The sequence below is a fragment of the Butyrivibrio fibrisolvens genome (assembly GCF_023206215.1).
Taxonomy (GTDB): Bacteria; Bacillota; Clostridia; order Lachnospirales; family Lachnospiraceae; genus Butyrivibrio; species Butyrivibrio fibrisolvens_C.
The window spans coordinates 868,545-888,773 of record NZ_CP065800.1; the positions used below are offsets into that span (position 1 = coordinate 868,545).

The 20,229-nt window shown below is 40.7% G+C and carries 14 protein-coding genes; 12 read left to right on the forward strand and 2 right to left on the reverse strand.

Annotated features, from left to right (window positions below; genetic code table 11):
* Window positions 1-409 precede the first annotated feature (409 nt).
* Window positions 410-1,549: a glycoside hydrolase family 88/105 protein gene (locus I7804_RS03515; RefSeq protein WP_248404978.1), complete on the forward strand. Its 1,140-nt coding sequence runs from the start codon at window positions 410-412 to the stop codon at window positions 1,547-1,549.
* A gap of 1,024 nt (window positions 1,550-2,573) precedes the next feature.
* Here I7804_RS03515 and I7804_RS03520 read toward each other — a convergent pair.
* Window positions 2,574-2,777: a bacteriocin gene (locus I7804_RS03520; RefSeq protein WP_248404979.1), complete on the reverse strand. Its 204-nt coding sequence runs from the start codon at window positions 2,775-2,777 to the stop codon at window positions 2,574-2,576.
* Window positions 2,778-2,956: 179 nt separating this feature from the next.
* Between I7804_RS03520 and I7804_RS03525 the strand changes: the two genes are divergently transcribed.
* From I7804_RS03525 to I7804_RS03555, 7 genes are all read left to right on the forward strand, one after another.
* Window positions 2,957-4,732, forward strand: coding sequence for a glycoside hydrolase (locus I7804_RS03525; RefSeq protein WP_248404980.1), 1,776 nt, complete (start codon window positions 2,957-2,959; stop codon window positions 4,730-4,732).
* 99 nt (window positions 4,733-4,831) lie between these two features.
* Window positions 4,832-5,035 (forward strand): AraC family transcriptional regulator, encoded by a 204-nt coding sequence (locus I7804_RS03530; RefSeq protein ID WP_022755287.1) that lies wholly within the window; start codon window positions 4,832-4,834, stop codon window positions 5,033-5,035.
* A gap of 299 nt (window positions 5,036-5,334) precedes the next feature.
* Window positions 5,335-7,227 carry an ASKHA domain-containing protein gene (locus I7804_RS03535; RefSeq protein ID WP_248404981.1) on the forward strand — a complete coding sequence of 631 codons (1,893 nt, stop codon included), beginning with the start codon at window positions 5,335-5,337 and terminating at the stop codon, window positions 7,225-7,227.
* 142 nt (window positions 7,228-7,369) lie between these two features.
* Window positions 7,370-7,540, forward strand: a complete 171-nt coding sequence (locus I7804_RS03540; protein WP_022755289.1) for a DUF6472 family protein — start codon at window positions 7,370-7,372, stop codon at window positions 7,538-7,540.
* Window positions 7,541-7,701: 161 nt separating this feature from the next.
* Window positions 7,702-10,284: an ATP-dependent zinc metalloprotease FtsH gene (gene ftsH / locus I7804_RS03545; protein WP_248404982.1), complete on the forward strand. Its 2,583-nt coding sequence runs from the start codon at window positions 7,702-7,704 to the stop codon at window positions 10,282-10,284.
* A gap of 163 nt (window positions 10,285-10,447) precedes the next feature.
* Window positions 10,448-12,328: an excinuclease ABC subunit UvrC gene (gene uvrC, locus I7804_RS03550; RefSeq protein ID WP_022755291.1), complete on the forward strand. Its 1,881-nt coding sequence runs from the start codon at window positions 10,448-10,450 to the stop codon at window positions 12,326-12,328.
* Between the two features lie 504 nt (window positions 12,329-12,832).
* A complete protein-coding gene (locus I7804_RS03555) occupies window positions 12,833-14,827 on the forward strand; it encodes a right-handed parallel beta-helix repeat-containing protein (RefSeq protein WP_248404983.1) in 1,995 nt (664 codons plus the stop codon).
* Window positions 14,828-15,039: 212 nt separating this feature from the next.
* On the opposite strand, the gene I7804_RS03560 is transcribed toward I7804_RS03555, so the two are convergent.
* A complete protein-coding gene (locus I7804_RS03560) occupies window positions 15,040-15,921 on the reverse strand; it encodes a tyrosine-type recombinase/integrase (protein WP_248404984.1) in 882 nt (293 codons plus the stop codon).
* Here I7804_RS03560 and I7804_RS03565 point away from each other — a divergent pair.
* The 4 genes from I7804_RS03565 to I7804_RS03580 all read left to right on the forward strand — a co-directional run bounded on the left by I7804_RS03565 (window position 15,920) and on the right by I7804_RS03580 (window position 20,183).
* Window positions 15,920-16,309 carry a winged helix-turn-helix transcriptional regulator gene (locus tag I7804_RS03565; RefSeq protein WP_248404986.1) on the forward strand — a complete coding sequence of 130 codons (390 nt, stop codon included), beginning with the start codon at window positions 15,920-15,922 and terminating at the stop codon, window positions 16,307-16,309. The two genes, I7804_RS03560 and I7804_RS03565, sit on opposite strands and share 2 nt — an antisense overlap.
* A gap of 343 nt (window positions 16,310-16,652) precedes the next feature.
* Window positions 16,653-17,696, forward strand: coding sequence for a LacI family DNA-binding transcriptional regulator (locus I7804_RS03570; protein WP_248404987.1), 1,044 nt, complete (start codon window positions 16,653-16,655; stop codon window positions 17,694-17,696).
* Window positions 17,697-17,717: 21 nt separating this feature from the next.
* The gene (locus tag I7804_RS03575; protein WP_282570477.1) at window positions 17,718-19,037 is read left to right on the forward strand and encodes an MATE family efflux transporter; all 1,320 of its coding nucleotides are present in this window, start codon (window positions 17,718-17,720) and stop codon (window positions 19,035-19,037) included.
* A 387-nt stretch (window positions 19,038-19,424) separates the two neighbouring features.
* Window positions 19,425-20,183: a class I SAM-dependent methyltransferase gene (locus I7804_RS03580; RefSeq protein ID WP_248404991.1), complete on the forward strand. Its 759-nt coding sequence runs from the start codon at window positions 19,425-19,427 to the stop codon at window positions 20,181-20,183.
* The last annotated feature ends 46 nt before the right edge of the window (window positions 20,184-20,229 follow it).

Here is a 20,229-nt window from a genome sequence, read left to right on the forward strand (position 1 = left end):
GCATAGCTATAAGATTGTAAATATGTATGGTGCAATTAAAAGAGCATGTATGGTATGATAGTAACTGCTTACAGAAGCGAACGAGAATGCGCGTAAAATTGCGTAATGTAAGCGGTTACTTTTGCACGTTGACTAATCGAAATAATATATATATGTTTTCTAAATAGAGCGCAGGGTGGCCAGACTTCCCATTTGCTTTGGGAAGGCCAAATGTGAACCGGCAGCCTTGGCAGATATAATCCTCGAGCGTAATCCGGACGAGGAGTGTCCAGGGGCGTAGCCCCTACGACGAGAGACAAGGTAGATCGAGGATTATATCTGCTAAGGCTGTCTACGACAACATAGAACTTCCCAAAGCAAATGGGAAGTCATCAACTAACAACTAACAACGAGCGGGGAGAGACTGATTATGGATAGAACTGAGACGATCAGCATGTTAAATGAATACGTGGATATGCTCATGGACAAGTCAGATGCAGAGCATCCTATGTGGAATATTGAGAAGATATTAAGCGGTAAGCCCAATAAATGGAACTATATAGATGGCTGCATGATCACAAGTCTTCTTAATCTATATGACATTAGTGGTGATAAGAAGTATCTGGATTTTGCAGATCGTTTCCTTGGATGGTTTGTAGAGGAAGACGGATCTATCAAGACTTATGACGTAGCAGAATACAATCTTGATAATATCAATAGTGCCACATGTCTTTTTAAATTATATGATCTTACAGGTAAAGAGAAGTATAGAAAGGCTATGGATACTGTAAGAGCGCAGCTTGAGACTATGCCAAGGACCAAAGAAGGGAACTTCTGGCACAAGAAGATATATCCATATCAGGTATGGCTTGACGGATTATATATGGCTCAGCCTTTTTATATAGAGTATGAGAGAAGATACGGATCTATTGAAGGCTGCAAGGATAGCTTCAAGCAGTTTCATAATGTAGAAAAACATATGAAGGATCCCAAAACGGGTCTTTATTATCACGGATACGATGAAAGCAGGCAGATGTACTGGGCAGACAAGGATACAGGCTGCAGTCCAAATTTCTGGCTTCGTGCGCTTGGATGGTTTGCAGCATCACTTGTTGATGTATGTGAGGCAGCGGGTGACGTACTACAAGAAGAGCAGGAATATCTACATGGGCTATTAAAGGATCTTGTAGAGGCTCTTACAAAATATCAGGATGAGAGCGGTCTGTTCTATGATATAGTGAATCTTCCGGATGATGAGAGGAACTATCTTGAGACTTCAGGAACAGCGCTTATATCATATGCGATACTTAAGGGTACAAGGCTTGGGTATATAGATGCCAGGTACAGAGAGTATGGTGTTAAGGCTTTTGACGGAATTGCTGCAAAGTACCTTGGAAGAAATGAAGATGGAACTCCAAAGCTTGGAGGTATCTGCCTTGTATCAGGACTTGGAGGAGCAAACCATAGAGATGGATCTTTGGAGTACTACTTCTCAGAGCCTGTAGTTGAGAATGAAGCAAAGGGTGTAGGTCCTTTTATCTACGCTTATACGGAGCTTATAAGAGAGTAAGACTATATATATTTGCGCATAACAAAAGAGACGATTTACATCGTCTCTTTTGTTAATACTTAATATTCTCGAAAACGGTGATCACATTCTCCGGTTCCTTATCATTCGATCCAGCAGTCACACCACCTTTTCTTGAGTTTGAACCTGATTCCCAATCCGAATGAAGCGAAAGCCATTCTTCTATGAATCGAGAATACGATCTGACATTTTGTGTGCAGGTCCAAGTGAAGCGTAAGCCACTTTTTCTCTGCTTATGTCGTTTCCGTTTGTATTAAGTAACTTTAATATACCATGCAGATTTACAATTTTCAATCACTTTTTCAAAAAAAGTTATATTGTCTGTAAATTCAGACTTATTATGACAATATACTGTAAGTTCAAGAACTTTTAACTTTTATTTTCAATAATTAGTGTTGATCAGATAGACACTGCACTATATATAGTATTTAAAATTGTCGGAAAATAGTAAAAACTGTCAGAAATTAAACCTGTATCTTCTTAATAAATACAAATATTAGGTTAGAAATCTCATGATGCTGATATGGGATGACTTCTTGAATATAAATTTCAGAAACGCGCATTTACTGCGTGTTTCGTAATTCGATGAATCGGTTGGCAATAGAGCCTTCGACGAAGTCGAACTCAATTGGCTCTATTGCTGCATTCTTGAACTTTATGTTCAAGAATGTATAGATTTTTATTCTGAGCTGTAAGAAGATCAAAGAAACCCCACCGTATGGCAAGTACGGTGGGGTTCAGGTAGGAGATTTACAGACTATGTTTGTTGGCGATACGGATTGGCAAGATCCATGCCCATAGGGGCTGTCGGCTAAGCTCTGAATGGTTAGCCATCGCTAACGATATTTATATTAGCATATGCTAACACGATATGCAAGCACTTTTTTAATTTTTTTCAAACATGCAAGATGACCCCTTTGGACAGAGGTATGGGACCACTTTCGCCAAAATCCGGGTCACAAAATGGTCATTTACTTCTATCCAAAGGGGTCATCCTGGAGAGGCGTCAGCCTTTTGCGTAGATTAGTGTGCCTTTGTGGCACTTGGGACACGTATCACCTTTGAGACATTTTAATCCGTTTTTGGAAGGTTCGAAATAGCAGCTGTTACATACAAGATCTTCCTGATCATAATAAGTGCTCTTTTTGTTAGCAGCGCCTGTGATACCTCCAACGATATTTTCCAGTTCTTTATCAGATAATGTATTCATAAGACCTTGCCTCCTTTTTGATTGTCATTATATCACATATTTATATATTTAAAATCACAACACCAATATCACGGTCATGCGTAAAATTAAAGAGATTATGGTTAAAGATAATATGATTGCTGCATAAACACAAGAGTTGATAGAATAGAGTCAGAGATTCTAACTTGGAGGGAGAAGGTATGAAGGCAGGATTTAGAAGATCATTGTCAACAGGGTTATCTATAGCACTACTGTCTTGTCTTTTAACAGGATGTGATAAGGCGCATGGATCAGAGGCTTTATCAGATAGTGCCGGCAGCAAGGATTTAGAACAAGACACATATATTACGGCGGAGGATGTTACAAGTATGGAGATTTCCAAGACAGTTACACTGTCGCTTCAAAATTCTCAGAAATTTAATGATACCAACAAGGACGGCTATGGTGAATTCCAGGGATGGGGTACATCACTATGCTGGTGGGCCAACAGGGTAGGATATAGTGAAGAGTTAACCTTGCTTACAGTCGAGGCTTTTTTTGACAAGGAAAAAGGACTTGGTATGAATATCGGAAGATATAATGTGGGTGGAGGAGACGATGTGTGTAAGGGAGCTGTATCCAAAGAGGCCAAGGAGGCTGATCCCTTCCTTCATCAGCAGCACATACAAAGGTCTGATTCTGCTGTTCCAGGTTACTGCACAGATGTTACTAAGATAGATCTTGAGAGTAATCCTGAGTCATATTATAAGGACAATTTCGACAGGGCGGATTTTGAATGCGGATATGCCTGGAATTATGACTGGGAGGCAGATGCTAACCAGATGAATGTATTAAAGGCGGCAGCAGATGCGGCAGGAGATGAGTTTATCGCAGAGGCTTTTTCCAATTCTCCGCCATATTTCATGACAGTCAGTGGATGTTCGTCAGGAGGAGTGGATCCGTCGGTGGACAATCTCAGAGAGGATTCCTACACAGCTTTTGCCGCGTACATGGCAGATGTCATAGAGCATTGGATGAAGGAAGGCGTAATTACCTTTCAGAGCGTCGATCCTATGAACGAGCCTGCTACAGATTATTGGAGCGCATACAGCCCCAAGCAGGAAGGGTGCCATTTCTCGCAAGGAGATTCTCAGTCCAGGATACTGACAGCGCTTAATGATGAGCTTAAGGCTAAAGGGATAGATATAATCATATGCGCAAGCGATGAGACAAGCATTGACGCAGCAGTTAATTCATATAATGCGCTTTCGGATGATGCCAAGTCTGTTGTCACCAGGATAGATACACATTCTTATCAGGGGACTCAGTATAGCCTGTTAAAAGAAACTGCGCTGGAAGCAGGAGTTAATCTGTGGATGAGCGAAGTGGACGGAACATATACAATTGGTAATGAAGATACCAAAATGCAGGCAGCGCTTGGTTTCTCCGGTCAGATAATCAAGGATATAAATGGCCTTATGCCTACTGCCTGGATCATGTGGGATGCAGTTGATATCCATGTGGATACTGACAATATATATGACACCTGCACGATCAAAGAGGCAGAGGATATCGTATCAAAAGGTGTCCCTTTCTGGGGGATAGCTATAGCTGATCATGATAGTAAGGAGCTTTTACTTAGTAAAAAATACTATGCCTTTGGCCAGTTCACAAGGTATATAAGGCCCGGATACTGCATATTAGGAACTGATGATAAGGCAAATCAGGTAACAGCAGCATATAACCCCGAGGACGGAAGCATCGTTATAGTTGCTATGAATACAAGAGATGAGGATGTCAAATGGGAGATAGATCTATCTGAAATGAATATTAAAGATGATAATAGTATACAGATCATCAGAACAAGCGGTGATATGGAAAGTGGTGAGAACTGGGCTGATGTAACAGACAGTTCATATGCTCAGCTAAATGATGATAGAACTAAACTTACTATAGTTTTGAAAAACAGCAGTGTTACCACCTTTGTGATCGGATGATAAAATGACGTTCAATATTGTACGAAAAGATGTTGCGAAGGCGCATGCGGTAACGTACAATAATATTAACGAAAATCCAATTACAGAGGGAGGTATCTTATGAGTGAGGAAATGACTTATGTAACAAGTAATAATCTTCAGGAAATGCAGGACTATTTAAAAGAACATGTAGACGACTACTCACTCAGAGATATGGCTGATCGCTTTGCCATGTCCCAGACCAATCTCCAGACCCATTTTATGGATGAGTACGGTATGTCTATCTATAGCTATCTAAGGACTTTATCTGATGATGGTAAATGATAATATGACGTAAGGGTCAAAAGTCATAATATGTATACTAAAACTATATTTAATTATTTGCTCTGATCACTTGAATGATCCAGTATTATATAATCTATGTGATAAGACCGGTTAAGCGAATATATTATTTAAATGTAACTTTGAAGTATAATGATATCAGCAGGAGCAGATTTGTATCTGCTCCTTTTCTTTAAAAACAGTATATGACGTAAGGGTCAAAAGGAACTTTTGACATCTGCCTCAGTATATATAAAAGATATAGGATTCATGTACGAAGGTATCAATAAGTAGGCATAGTAATGAGAATCAGTAAAGAAGTAGAGATAAAAATATATCATGACAATAAGTCCGTGAAAGTACTTCATGCCCCAAGAGGCAAGAAGCTTTTGGATCTTCTAAGAGACAATGATATTCGTATAAGTTGTCCTTGTTCGGGATCCGGAACCTGTGGTAAATGCAAAGTACAGTTTCTTAATGATGGAGTTCGTATTACTACAGCTGATCTAAAGCATATACCAAAAGAAGACTTAGAAAGAGGATATCGTCTTGCCTGCATGAGCATTCTCACAGAAGATGCCAGGATAGCTATCCAAGACTATAACGAGGACAATATCGTATGTCCTGAAAGCACATCATCTGAAAATGAAGTGATCAAAGTCGCCAATCCTGATATCGCTGTATCACCGGATATTAGAGCATATTCGGAAGGCTTAGATAATATCAGTAAGACGGACTTTTTCTATGGAATAGGTATAGATCTTGGAACTACAACTATAGCCGTATCACTTATAAAGCTTCCGGATTCTGAAATCGAAAGTAGAGGTGTTAATACAGATGTAAGTAAGCTGAACCCAAATCGGTGCCGCGAGCTTCACCAATTTGAACCATTAGCCACTTTCTTTGCCCGTGACATGAGGTTAAAAAATGGAAATTCATCAATATCTGCACCCGGATCAGGATTTACAGAAGATTCCTGGTCCCACAATATCGTACATGTTGTAACAGGAACCAATCATCAGAGAAGCTACGGAACAGACGTAATATCAAGGATCAAGGCATCTAAAGAAAAGGGTAAAAGACTAAAGGAGTTAGTGGTAAGCGATATAGAAGATCTCATACAAAAGCTTCTGACACAGACAGGATGCAGTTATTCCAGAATAAAAAGAATAGCAATTGCAGGAAATACTACAATGCTGCACCTTCTAAGAGGATATAATTGTGAGAGTCTTGGAGTATATCCCTATACACCTGTAAATCTTGATATAGAAGATCTGAAAGCAGGAGATATTTTTCCAAAACTGGAAGATAATATTTCCAATATACCTGTGACTATCCTTCCGGGTTTTAGCGCCTTTGTGGGAGCAGACATATTATCAGGTCTTTATGCTACAAGACCATGGAAGATGGATCATGAATATATTTTTCTGGATCTTGGTACCAACGGAGAGATGGCTGCAGGTTTTGGGGACAAGATATATGTAACATCTACGGCAGCAGGGCCTGTATTTGAAGGTAATGGCATACGTTACGGAATACCGGGTATCCCAGGCGCTATAAAAGGGGCAGAGTTTGCAGGCGGGAAGCTCAAAGTCACAACAATAGAAGACGCACCTCCTATAGGAATCTGTGGAACGGGCGTACTTGAGATAATAAGTGCTCTTGTAAGAGAGGGACTCGTGGATGAGACTGGGCTTTTGTCTGAAGAGTATTTTGATAATGGCTACCCTGTCAGCAGGGATGAAGACGGAATAGGTATCGTCATAACCCAAAACGATATAAGACAGGTGCAGATGGCCAAGGCAGCAGTTAATGTAGGTCTTGATCTTTTGTATGAAAAAATAAGATCTCTTGATGATCAATTCCCTTCTTCTAAAGAAAGATTAGCAAGGAATAAAGATAAAGCAGGTAAGCCTTATGTTATAATATCAGGCGGATTTGGAGCAGGTATTTCTTTTGACAGGATCAAAGAACTTAAGATGTTCCCGGCAAGTATCACTGATAATGGTGATAACATATATATAGCCGGCAATACATCGCTTCTTGGCACAGCGAGGTACTTGTGCATAGCATCTTTATATGGTACAAAGATAGCTCGGGAAGAATTATGTATGATACAAAGGATGGCAAAAGAGATAGAGCTGTCGCAAGATGACAGCTTTAGCGACAGATATTATGAAGCGATGAACTTTTAAAAATGGAAGATCATATATAAGATATTTTATTTGAGATTTTTTATTTGAGATATCTTATTTGAGCAGCATTCGATCATTGCGAAAAAGATGCAAAGTTTCCATGAATTGATGCGATAATTAACTTTTTGACGGAGGTTAGACTATGGACTGTGATACATGTGCATATTATGAATATGATGAAGAAGATGAATCCTACAGCTGCAGTGTGAACCTTGATGAGGACGAGATGTACCACTTCCTTACAAGGCGTACCAAGAAATGCCCATATTGGCGCAGCAACGATGAGTATGGCGTAGTAAGACACCAGATCTGATATTTGTTTTTTATAGTCTAGGGCTCGACGCACATTCTAATGATCAAAGCTTTTTTATCGAACTTTAAGAAATTGTCGATTGCAGTTTAATTGCACTTAATCCAAATAACTTTTATAATTCAATATGGGGAAGATTTTAATAAAGCGAGGATATAACCTTAATGGATAACGAAAACAATAACGAACGAAAAGATAAGGGCAGCGGTAACTCATCCGGCAACAGACAAAGCCTTCTGATGCTCCTTTTGGCAGCGCTTGTATGTATGTTTGTGGTGTCTTATCTGACCAATGCTCTTAGCAGCGCTTCAACTATCGAGATCAGATATGACCAGTTCATAGAGATGCTTGATAATAAGCAGATAGAATCTGTAGTCATTGAGTCTGACAAAATCACCATCACACCCAATGAAGATGGAATCATAGCTTATAACAAGAATAACAAAAAAGAAGAGATAGCAACTCCCGATACCAAGTTCTATACCGGTATAGTAACGGACTTTGAACTTCAGCAGAAGCTTGAAGATGCAGGTATCGAGTATACATCCACAGTTCCGGATTCAAGGAGCTACATTATCTCACTTGTATTGTCATATGTACTACCTGTAGTGATCTTATGGATACTTCTTGGGTTCCTCTTTAGGCGTATGTCCAAGGGAGCAGGCGGTATCTTCAATGTAGGTAAGTCCAATGCCAAGGTATATGTTCAGAAAGAAACCGGTGTTACCTTCAAGGATGTAGCAGGTGAAGATGAAGCTAAAGAGTCACTTGTAGAAGTCGTAGACTTCCTTCATAACCCGGGCAAATATGTCAAGATCGGAGCTAAACTTCCTAAGGGAGCACTTCTTGTAGGACCTCCCGGAACAGGTAAGACACTTCTTGCCAAGGCTGTTGCAGGTGAAGCACATGTTCCTTTCTATTCACTTGCTGGTTCTGACTTTATAGAGCTGTATGTCGGCGTTGGTGCAAGCCGTGTAAGAGACCTATTTGCAGAAGCTAATAAGAATGCACCTTGTATCATCTTCATCGATGAGATCGATGCTATAGGTCGTAGCCGTGATTCCAAGTTTGGAGGCGGCAATGAAGAAAGAGAACAGACCCTCAACCAGCTCCTTTCCGAGATGGACGGTTTTGATTCAAGTAAAGGTGTTCTCATACTAGGTGCTACCAACAGACCTGAGATACTTGATAAGGCTCTCCTTCGTCCGGGACGTTTTGACAGAAGGATCATCGTTGATAAGCCTGATCTTAAGGGCCGAGTAGAGATCCTCAAGGTTCACTCCAAGGATGTCAAGATGGATGAAACTGTAGATCTTGAAGAGGTTGCACTTGCAACAAGCGGCGCTGTCGGTTCTGACCTTGCCAATATGATCAATGAAGCAGCCATCAACGCTGTTAAAGGTAAGCGCGACTATGTATCCCAGAAAGACCTCATGGAAGCTGTAGAACAGGTTCTTGTAGGTAAGGAGAAAAAAGACAGAATCCTCTCCAAGGAAGAGCGTAAGCTCGTATCTTATCATGAAGTGGGACATGCACTTATCAGTGCTGTTCAGAAAAATACAGAGCCTGTACAGAAGATCACTATCGTGCCACGTACCATGGGTGCTCTTGGATATGTAATGCAGGTTCCTGAAGAAGAGAAGTTCTTAAGTACAAAAGATGAAATGCACGATGATATAGTTGTGGCTCTGGGCGGACGTGCTGCAGAAGAGGTTATCTTCAACACAGTCACAACCGGTGCTCAGAACGATATAGAGAAGGCTACAGAGCTTGCAAGATCCATGATCACTATGTACGGAATGAGTGATAAGTTCGGACTTATGCAGCTTGAATCCATTCAGAACAGATATCTTGACGGCCGCAAAGAACTCAACTGCTCAGACCAGACAGCAGCTGACGTTGATAAGGAAGTTATGAAAGTTCTTGCTTCCTGCTACGAAGAAGCTAAGGAGATAATAAAGGCGCACCTGACAACTATGGACCGCCTGGCAGAGCATCTTATCAGCAAAGAAACCATTTCAGGTAAGGAGTTCATGAGAATCTACCGTGAGGTAGAAGGTCTCTCAGAACCTACCGAAGAAGAGAAGAATCAGTCAAGACTCAGAATATATGCAACAAGACCGGAATCAGCAAGAGTTGGAGAAAGCAGCGCAGAAAGTGATAATGCTGCAAGCAATAGCTCTTCGATGCAGTCTTTAGGAGGACTTGGATCTGAAGCTTCTAATGAACCCAAGAAGCCAAGTGCTATAGATCTTCTTTCATCAAGAAAGACATCATCTGATATAGCCGCAGAAAAGCCTAAGACCAAGAGCTCATTTGACGAAGCCATGAATGATGCTCATAACTGGATGAGCGGACAGTCATCTTATAGCAGTAATAATGACCAGACAAGCGAAAGTCAGGATACATCTAAAGATGCTGATACGTTACCTTCAAGTGATGGTCAGGCGATTGCAGATACAGACTATGTTCAAAGGCCAAGCACCCTTTACGGCAGTGATGCCAACAAAGGCAAGGATGATAAGAAAAATGAGCCTGATCCTATGGATATCCTGACAAGGCAGGGAGGATTTGACTCAGCAAGAGACAGTAGATACATCTGGGCTAACCAGCCTGAGAACCTGTGGTCTAATGAGAAGAAGGATGATAGTGAAGATTCTTCCAAGCAGTCAGGCGGAAGATTCTCACATGTTCCGGATGACTTTGATTCCAGATCAGATAAGTCTGATGAAGGTTCTGACAACTAAAGTTATATTTTAAAATGAAATAAAAGCACCGAAGATAAATAGTGCATCTGCATTACAGTTTGAAAGATAATTAGTGGTGTAGGTGCACTTATTGTATTAAGAAGTAAGCTTACGTGTTCATCAGCCTCTGCATATAGGTAATATGTGAGGCATGAGGTAGTATATGGAAGAAAACAGATTTGATGTAAAAGAAGAACTCAAAAAACTCCCCCACAGTCCGGGCGTATATATAATGCACGACGCAGATGATGTAATCATGTATGTGGGCAAGGCTATAGACCTTCACAAGCGTGTTCAGTCCTACTTTAGGAAAATAGTAGGCCGCGGCCCCCAGATAGATCAGATGGTCTCTAAGATTGCGAGATTTGAATATATCGTTACGGATTCAGAACTTGAAGCTCTTGTCCTTGAGAACAATCTGATCAAAGAGAACAGACCCAGATACAATACGCTGCTCAAGGATGATAAGACTTATCCCTATATCAAGGTAACAGTACAGGAGGAGTATCCAAGGATTCTTTTTTCAAGACTTATGAGAAAAGATAAGGCCAGATACTTTGGCCCTTTTACCAGCGCTCAGGCTGTTAAGTCTACTATAGATCTTATTAACAAAATATACGGTCTTAGAACCTGCAACAGGTCTCTTCCCAAGGATATAGGCCAGCAAAGACCCTGTCTTAACTACTATATGGGAAGATGCTGCGGGCCATGTACAGGTAAGGTAAGTCAGGAAGAATACAGGCAGCATATAGATAAGGCTCTGGACTTTCTCTCCGGCAATTATAATGTCATCTTAAAAGACCTTGAAGATAAGATGTATAAGGCTTCGGAAGAGATGGACTTCGAGAAGGCAGCGCACTTTAGAGACCTTCTAAGTGATGTCAGAAGCGTTGCCCAGAAGCAGAAGATGACTGACTCTTCTATGGAGGATAAGGATATCATAGCTATAGCTTCTGATGAAAGCGATGCTGTTATTCAGGTATTCTTCGTAAGAGACGGACGTCTTATAGGACGTGAGCACTTCTACATGACGCATGTAGGAGGTAATCCGCAGGAAGAGATACTGCTTGATTTTGTGAAGCAGTTCTATTCGGGTACTCCTTTTATTCCAAGAGAGCTCATGCTGCCTGTTGCTATAGAGGATCAGGAAGTGATAGAGAAGTGGCTATCCGGAAGGAAGGGAAGCCGCATGTATATCACTGTCCCTGAAAGAGGTCAGAAGGAAAAGCTCATGGAGCTTGCTGCAGAGAATGCATCTCTTATTTTATCCAAAGACAGGGAGAGGATAAAGCGCGAAGAAGGAAGGACTATAGGCGCTGTCAAAGAGATAGAGAAGATCCTGGGCATGAAGAATCTTGTCAGAATGGAAGCTTATGATATATCGAATATAAGCGGCTTTGCCAATGTTGGATCTATGGTCGTATTCGAAAAGGGTAAGCCCAAAAAGAGCGACTACAGAAAGTTCAGGATCAAGTCTGTAGAAGGTCCTAATGATTATGCCTGCATGCATGAAGTCCTTACAAGAAGGCTTCTTCACGGACTTGAAGAAAGGCAGGACATGGAGCTTAGAAATATAGATGCCCAGTATGGAAGCTTCACCAGATTCCCTGATCTGATCCTCATGGATGGTGGACGAGGTCAGGTCAATATCTGCCTTCAGGTCCTTGATGAGCTTGGTATCAATATACCAGTATGCGGTATGGTCAAGGACGACAATCACAGAACAAGAGGCCTTTATTTTAACAATGTAGAGCTGCCTATAGACACTCGCAGCGAAGGCTTTAAGCTTATAACAAGGATCCAGGACGAAGCTCATAGATTCGCCATAGAATATCACAGATCCTTAAGAAGCAAAGCTCAGGTAAGATCTGTCCTTGACGACATACCCGGAATCGGAGCTGCCAGAAGGAAAGCTCTCATGAGAGACTTTGAGTCGATCAAGGATATTAAAGAGGCTTCTGTAGAGGAACTTATGAAGGTCCCTGAACTTAGGGAAAAAGAAGCTTTGGCAGTCTACGAATTCTTTCATAAAGAAGAAAAGTAAAATGTATTAGTTATTGAAACTTCGCACTTGCCAAACATATGTCACCCCTTGAGGCAGCGCCGCTGCGGACAGTTTATAATGTATTTTCGTATCTTGAAGGTGTTATAAATTCAGGGCACGATATCTGGAGCTTTATATTCTAGGGGCTGAAACTCGCTTCGCTCAAACATGCAGCCCCTATGCAGAATATAAAACTCCATCTATCATGCTCCTGAATTTTATAACACCTTCAAAAGATACGAAAATGCATTATAAATTGTCCACATCGGCACTGCCTCAAGGGGTGACATATGTTTGGCAAGTGCGAAGTTTAATTTAGTTATTTAAAAAATGGTTTTGATATAAAAAGTATTGATGAGGTATTTTGCAAAATCAGCAATGAAATTTAGTTGATAATAAAAAATGATATATATTGAGTAAAAAATATAAGTACATATGCAATCCGGAAAGGATAAAATAGTATAGTAAATACCAATCATATAGACACAAGGAGAGAAGGTATATATGACATTATATGTTGATGTAAATGCAAAGCATGATGGTAATGGCTCGAAAGAGCTTCCGTTTAGAAGGATAGGTGAGGCTGCTAAGGTTGCAATGCCTGGTGATGAAGTTCTTGTAGCTCCGGGAACATACAGAGAGTATGTTGATCCTGTAAATGCAGGAACAGAGGATAAGAGGATCGTGTATAAGAGCACTGAGCCTCTTGGAGCGATCATAACAGGAGCAGAGAGGGTTACAGGCTGGACCAGATATGAGGGAGATGTCTGGACAGCAAGAGTTCGTAACGGAATCTTCGGATCATACAATCCGTATACAACACTTGTATACGGAGACTGGTACTTCGCAACTCCCAATAAGCATACAGGATGTGTATGGATGGGCGATGAAGCTCTCTATGAAGCTCTTAGCGTTGAAGAAGTTATAGAAGCCAAGGTATATGACTGCTCATGGGATCCTGAAAGATCTACAAGAAAGTGGTATGCCCAGCAGGATACAGAGACTGATGAAACAGTATTTTATGCAAACTTTGGAGGAGCTGATCCTAATAAAGAGAATGTAGAGATCAATGTAAGACGTGAATGTTTCATGCCTAGTCAAGAAGGCATCAGTTATATCACAGTAAGCGGATTTAATATTAATAAAGCTGCTACAACATGGGCACCCCCTGCAGCATATCAGGACGGAATGATCGCTCCTCACTGGAGTAAGGGCTGGATCATAGAAGACTGCGAGATCTGGGGCAGTAAATGTGCCGGAATCTGCGTAGGACGTTATTACGATCCGGAGAATAGTAACTTCTATACTACAAGGCATGTTAAGAGCCCTACTCAGATGGAGAGAGATTCTGTATGCCGTGGTCAGTATTATGGATGGCTTAAAGAGAAGATTGGCGGCCATATAATCAGGAGAAACAACATCCACCACTGCGAACAGGGCGGAATCATAGGCCGTATGGGCGGCGTCTTCAGTATCATAGAGGACAATCATATCCATCATATCAATAACATGATGGAACTTGGAGGAGCAGAGATAGCCGGTATCAAGATGCATGCAGCTATCGATGTAGTCATGAGAAGGAATCACATACATCACTGTACTATGGGTATCTGGTGCGACTGGGAAGCTCAGGGTACCAGGATCACTCAGAACCTTCTTCATGATAATGAGAGACCATCTTTTGCCAAGCAGCTTGAGGGCGGTATGACTTGCCAGGATATATTTGTTGAAGTAAGCCATGGTCCTACACTTATAGATAACAATATCCTTCTGTCAGATGTATCACTTCGTATCGCGACTCAGGGCGTTGCTATGGTTCATAATCTGTGCGCAGGCTCTTTTACCATGGTAGGAGATGGTACATCATGGAGATATACTCCATATCACATGCCGCATAGAACAGAAGTCATGGGCTTTATGACTATACTCCACGGAGATGACCGTTTCTACAACAACATCTTCATACAGAAGTGGCCGTCAGAAGACCTGGTACTTCTAAGTGATTCTCAGCCTGATCAGAAGATTGTAGAGAACAGGAAAGTTGGCACATACTGTTTTGACGAGTATCCTGTATATGATGAGTGGCTCTCCAAATTCGATATGGAAGAAGAACATCCTAACATGATGAAGCATGACCCGTTCCACTTCGCTCATCTGCCTGTATGGATCGATGGAAATGCATACTTCGAAGGTGCAAAGCCTTGGAAGAACGAGAAGAACTTCTTCACAGACGATTCCGGCAAGGTCTATGTAGATGTTGTAGAAAAAGACGGTGAGTACTATCTTGATACCAATATCTATGACGTACTTAAGGATTTCAAGGCAGGCATGATCTCAACAGATACACTTGGCGAAGCCTTTGAGCCATCACAGAAGTTCGAGAACCCTGATGGAACTCCTATCACATTTAATGTGGATTATCTGGGTGGTCACCGCGGCGCAGATGTGATCCCGGGACCTTTTGCAACAAGTGATAGTGCGAAGGAAAGACTATATTGAAGATAGAGTAAAAATATAACGGTGACCGGTTCGATCCCGGTCGCCGGCAGTAGTGTGTTGGTCGCAAGCTTAGACTTTATCTGAGTTTGCGACCTCTTTCATTTTTTATACATTTGGTTCGAACTGGTTCAAATTTGGTCCAACTCAGTAAATATCAGCATCTAGACGATTTAAGTTGCACACAATGTTATGCATTAAATTTGCATAATCACTCATGATACACCAAGTATCAATCCGAGCTGTTCTTCCATATCCTTAGGATCCTCAACATCTTCATAGATATAGTGTTCTGTCATTCTTCTATTGGAGTGACCAAGATTTTTTTGTAAAAATGCAATATCTACACCGGATGATCGCATTATTGATGCTACAGTGAAGCGAAGTTTGTGACTTGAGAGATATGGAACACCTGCTTCACCACAATACTTTCTAAGGCGCTCATTAAACGTGTCGTTGTTGATTGGCCTGCCATGACACATAAAGAGATATTCCCCATCAGGGTTTATTTCTTTTGCCATATTTAGAATCTCGACAGCTTCAGAAATAAGAGTAATCTCTCTTACTGAGTAGTGGGCATTTCCCTTTGGAAGCTTTTCATTTACTCGTCTCGGAGCTTTGTCAACCTTAAGGTATTTGGTATTGACAGCATATTCAGATTCTTCTACAAGCTGATGGCGTATTGTCAGAGTATTACCTGAAAGGTCATCATAACGTATTGCCCTTAATTCTCCAATTCTAAAAGTAGAGTATAGTGCAAGTTGGATAGCAAGGGTATAACCGTCCTGCTTAAGCGTCCTGAGGTATTTTAAGAGCTTTTGGCGTTCATCTTTTCTGAATGCCTTATTCTGATGATTGGGTTCTTTGAATTTGAGCTCTGTAGTGACAATAGATGGGATGAAATTAACCGCAATATATTCATTTTCAGCTGCAAAGGTAAAGACTCCGTTAAGTGCAGATTTTCGGTTAACAAATGCCTTTCTTGTTATAAGACCCGGACCAGTCCAGCGCTCATACATATATTTGATATCTCTTTTCTTGATATCGCTTATCTGCATTTCAGCTATAGGCTCATTCTTGAAGACATTTTTTAACATGGACAGATCTTCTTGTATTGTCTTAGAGGGACTGCAAAGAAATGGTTCTCCCAGAGCAACGTTTGAAACAGATGAAGATAGGCGCGTGTTATGGGTGACGATACCAATTCAGCCGGACTACTTTGAAAGTTTAGATAGTTTGGATAGTTTAGATAGTTCGGATACTAACCAAAATGATATATCTTCAAAACAAGATATCAACGACAAAGAAATACAATTGCTAGAGTTACTGGAACAAGAACCAACAATTACCTTAGTTAAAGCTGCAGAAAAATTAGGTTGGAAAGAAACTCTTGTAAAATATTATGTTGCTTCTTTGAAGAAAAAGAAAATGCTTTCGAGAAATGGAACAAGTCACAATGGTGTTTGGGTAGTAAGTAAAGATTAACCCTTATAGCTTCGCGTCTAACTATAAACTTGCGAATATGAAACATTAAACACGGAAGCGGTAGTTTTATAGTCACGGTCATGATTTATACATTACTGGACTATTTGCTGCCGCTATTTTTTGCCGTTTTCAAAGTCGTTGGTGGCGCTTGCTGAGCACAGCCGGAATATAGCAGAATCATTGTTGTGACAGTTATTAAGTTTATATTCGTGGTTATTATGTAATGCGAGATGCTGATTTGGCTATGCATTATATATATGAGTATACAGAGAGGGTTACGCGATTAACCCATTGCAAAACCGGCGCTTCTGTTGAATAATCAATTCAAAAGGAGCGCTTTTTTATGTGGGATGAGAATAAAGTCAGGATAATAGATATTGCAAATGAACTGGGACTTAGCACTGCAACTGTTTCCAATGTGCTTCACGGCAAAACAAAAAAGATTTCAGATGCAACAGTAAAAAGAGTTGAGAACAAGCTTGAGGAGATGGGATATATACCTAATATGGCGGCGACACTCCTTGCAAGGAATAGCTCCAGGATCATAGGTGTTGTCGTCAATGATCATGAGAAATATGAAGGACATGTATTTGAAGACTCGTTTATCAGCGCTTCTATCAACGCACTTTCTGATTCTATTGAAGCATATGGTTATTTTATGATGCTGAGAAAAACAAAGGATATCCGGGACATTATCCGTTTTTCAACTATGTGGAATATTGATGGCCTTGTGGTGATTGGGTTTTGTGCAGAGGATTATCACGATCTCAGAGAGCACATGAGAGTGCCTTTTGTTGTTTATGACGGATATATGGATCAGCATGCCGGAATAAGCAACATAAGTATCGATGATTTTGATGGAGGAAGGCAGGTTGGTCAGTATTTAAAAACTCTTGGCCACAAAAAGGTGCTGTGCATTGCAGACAATAATGTCTGTATGGATTTAGATCGCTACAATGGCCTTTGTGATGGGCTGGGGCAAAAAGCAGACTTTCTTTTGATACCGATGGATAAGGATAAGCGAAAGATCTTTTATCAAAAGAAACTAAAGACGATTCTCAGGTATACGGCAATCTTTGCAGTGTCTGATTACTACGCAATAGATCTGATGAAGATTTTGTTTGAGAATGGGATCAGGGTTCCTTACGATATTTCAGTGGTGGGATTTGATGGTGGCAGAGACAGTCTTATGACGGTGCCGGCGCTTACATCTGTCTATCAGAACAATGAAGCCAGATCTCAGATGGCGATGGAACTTCTTGTGAAAATGATCGCAGATCCGGGCTTTTTTGAGAGCGTTAGTGTTCCGGTTAAGCTGGTGATAAGAGACAGTACATGTAACTATTCAGTCAGTAGCCAGCACGTGCAAAATCTGACAGAAATATGAGCATGAACGGAGGAGTTTTTAGTGGATAAGTCTTTTCAAAGTGAAGTTGCAAAAATAGCCATACCTGTGGCGCTTCAATCCATGCTGCAGTCATCATTTTCAATGATTGATCAGATTATGGTGGGGCAGCTGGGAGAAAAGAGCATAGCAGCTGTGGAGATAGCAGCTAAACCAAGCTTTATCTATGCATTTGTCATTGGCGCAGTTGGGACAATTGCCGGGATTATGATATCTCAGTACATTGGAAAAAAAGATATCCCGGCAGAAGAGAAATCAGTTTGTGTTAATACACTTATCATGCTTATCGTGGGCTTATTATTCATGGCAATATCAGGCCTTTTTGCCAGACCCTTTATCGCACTTTTTACTGAGGATAGTCTTGTCATCACTGAAGGAACACATTATCTTCAGCTCATAGGACTCACCTATATCCCGTTGGGGATAAGTAACATTTGCGGTGTTGCAATAAGATGCAGGGGAAGATCTTCCTGGCCGTTATATGTGGGAGCATTGTCTGCAGGCATAAACACTCTTTTTAATTACTGCCTGATATTTGGCAATTTTGGTATGCCCAAGCTGGGAGTGAGAGGAGCGGCCATCGCAAGCGTCATATCTCAGCTTGTGGGTGCTTTAATTTCGCTTTTGCTGCTTTTTAGGCTCTATAAAAACATGCACATATCAATAAGACTTGGAAGAGATGGGTATATTCAGTATTTTGCAATGCTCTTGCCGGTTGTTGTGAATGAGTTTTTATGGTCCGTGGGCCAGAGTATCAATACCTTTGTCTATGGACATATTGGGACAAAAGAACTGGCGGGTATGTCTCTGACAGGTTCTGTTCAGGGGCTGACTATCGGCGCCATGAGTGGTCTTGCTCAAGCGGCAGGGATTCTAATTGGAAAAAGACTTGGTGAGAGAGAATACAAAAAAGCCTATGAAGAGTCTAAGAAACTCTGCATTTATGGATTTATTGGTACTGTTTTCTTTTCTATGATGCTGGTAATACTACGCTATCATTATGTAGGTATCTTTAATGTGAGCGGTGACGTACGCCGTATTGGAGCTGAAATTCTGCTTGCTTTTGCAGTACTTATGCCTGTCAAGGTTCAGAACATGATACTTGGAGGCGGCATTATAAGAAGCGGTGGCAGGACCAAATATATCATGATAATAGATATACTGGGAACATGGCTTGTCGGGGTGCCACTGGCTCTTTTCACAGGACTGTACTTAAGGCTTCCCATTGCGCTGGTGTACTTTATTCTTTCTCAGGAAGAGTTGGTGAGATTTGTAATATCTGTATTTATGTTTCGAAGCAGAAAATGGATGAATACTATTTAAGTTTTGAGTCATTCCTGAGGTCGAAAGAATATAGAATATGATTATTCATTTTTTATGGCATTTGTCCATTTGACAAAGTGGTTCAAAAAGTGGTTCAAAAGAAAATACGAGACCAGAACTCCCCTTTCTTACTGGATTTGCCAGACGCCAGAAAGTTCGATCCCGGTCGCCGTTAGTAATAGTATATTTCGTGATAAAAATTTCCAAATCTCATTTATATATAGAGATTTGGAAATTTTTTGTTTTGCCAACGATTTAAGACGATATTTAATTATTGCGGAGATGTTCTCAGATGCAGCTATTTTATGGGAGAATCCCCATGGTTATGCTAAGATATATAGGTGTTTTCTAATATTCAAAGCATAACTATATATGGGAGGATTGTAGATGCGGGATTATAGTGAGCAGCATAAAAAAGCATGGGAGTATGATGCCTATGACTTTTGGGTTAAGATAAGCGGAACACCACAAGAAAGAGCACAGAAGGATATAGCGGATCCTATAGGAATGCTCAAAAAATATGCCGTATATTTTGATTCCTTTGAAGGTATAAAGATTGCAAATATCTGCGGATCTTGCGGAAAGAAAGCAATTCCGCTGGCACTTCTTGGGGCAGATGTCACTATTTTTGACATTTCTGAAGATAACAAAAAGTATGCGATGGAAGTAGCTGCTTCTGCGAATGTCGAGATTGCTTTTAAAGTTGGGGATGTGCTTGACATAGACCTTGGTAGGTATGCTGAATACTTTGATGCTGTTTTTATGGAGGGAGGAATACTTCACTATTTTCACGATATAGATGAGTTTATGAAAATGATGAATGCTATTCTTAAGCCAGGCGGAAAGATAATCTGCAGTGATTTTCATCCTTTTACAAAAATCTATGATAGTTTAAAGCTGGAACAGCCCACGGGGAGCTATTTTTCTACTGATATATTTGAGGGTGAAATGGCACATGCCAGATTTTACGATGAAGAAATAAGAAAAAGCATGCCCAAATGCAGTTATAGAAAATACACGGTAAGCGAAATCATAAACTCTATTCTAAGAAATGGATTTTCATTAAAACAGTTTGATGAGCACCCTTCCTGGGAAGATGAAAGGCTGCCTGGGGAGTTTACTGCGATAGGAATTAAGTACTGCTAAGAAGTGATTGTCTGATATATAAGAATTAAATAGACAAGGCTGTCTA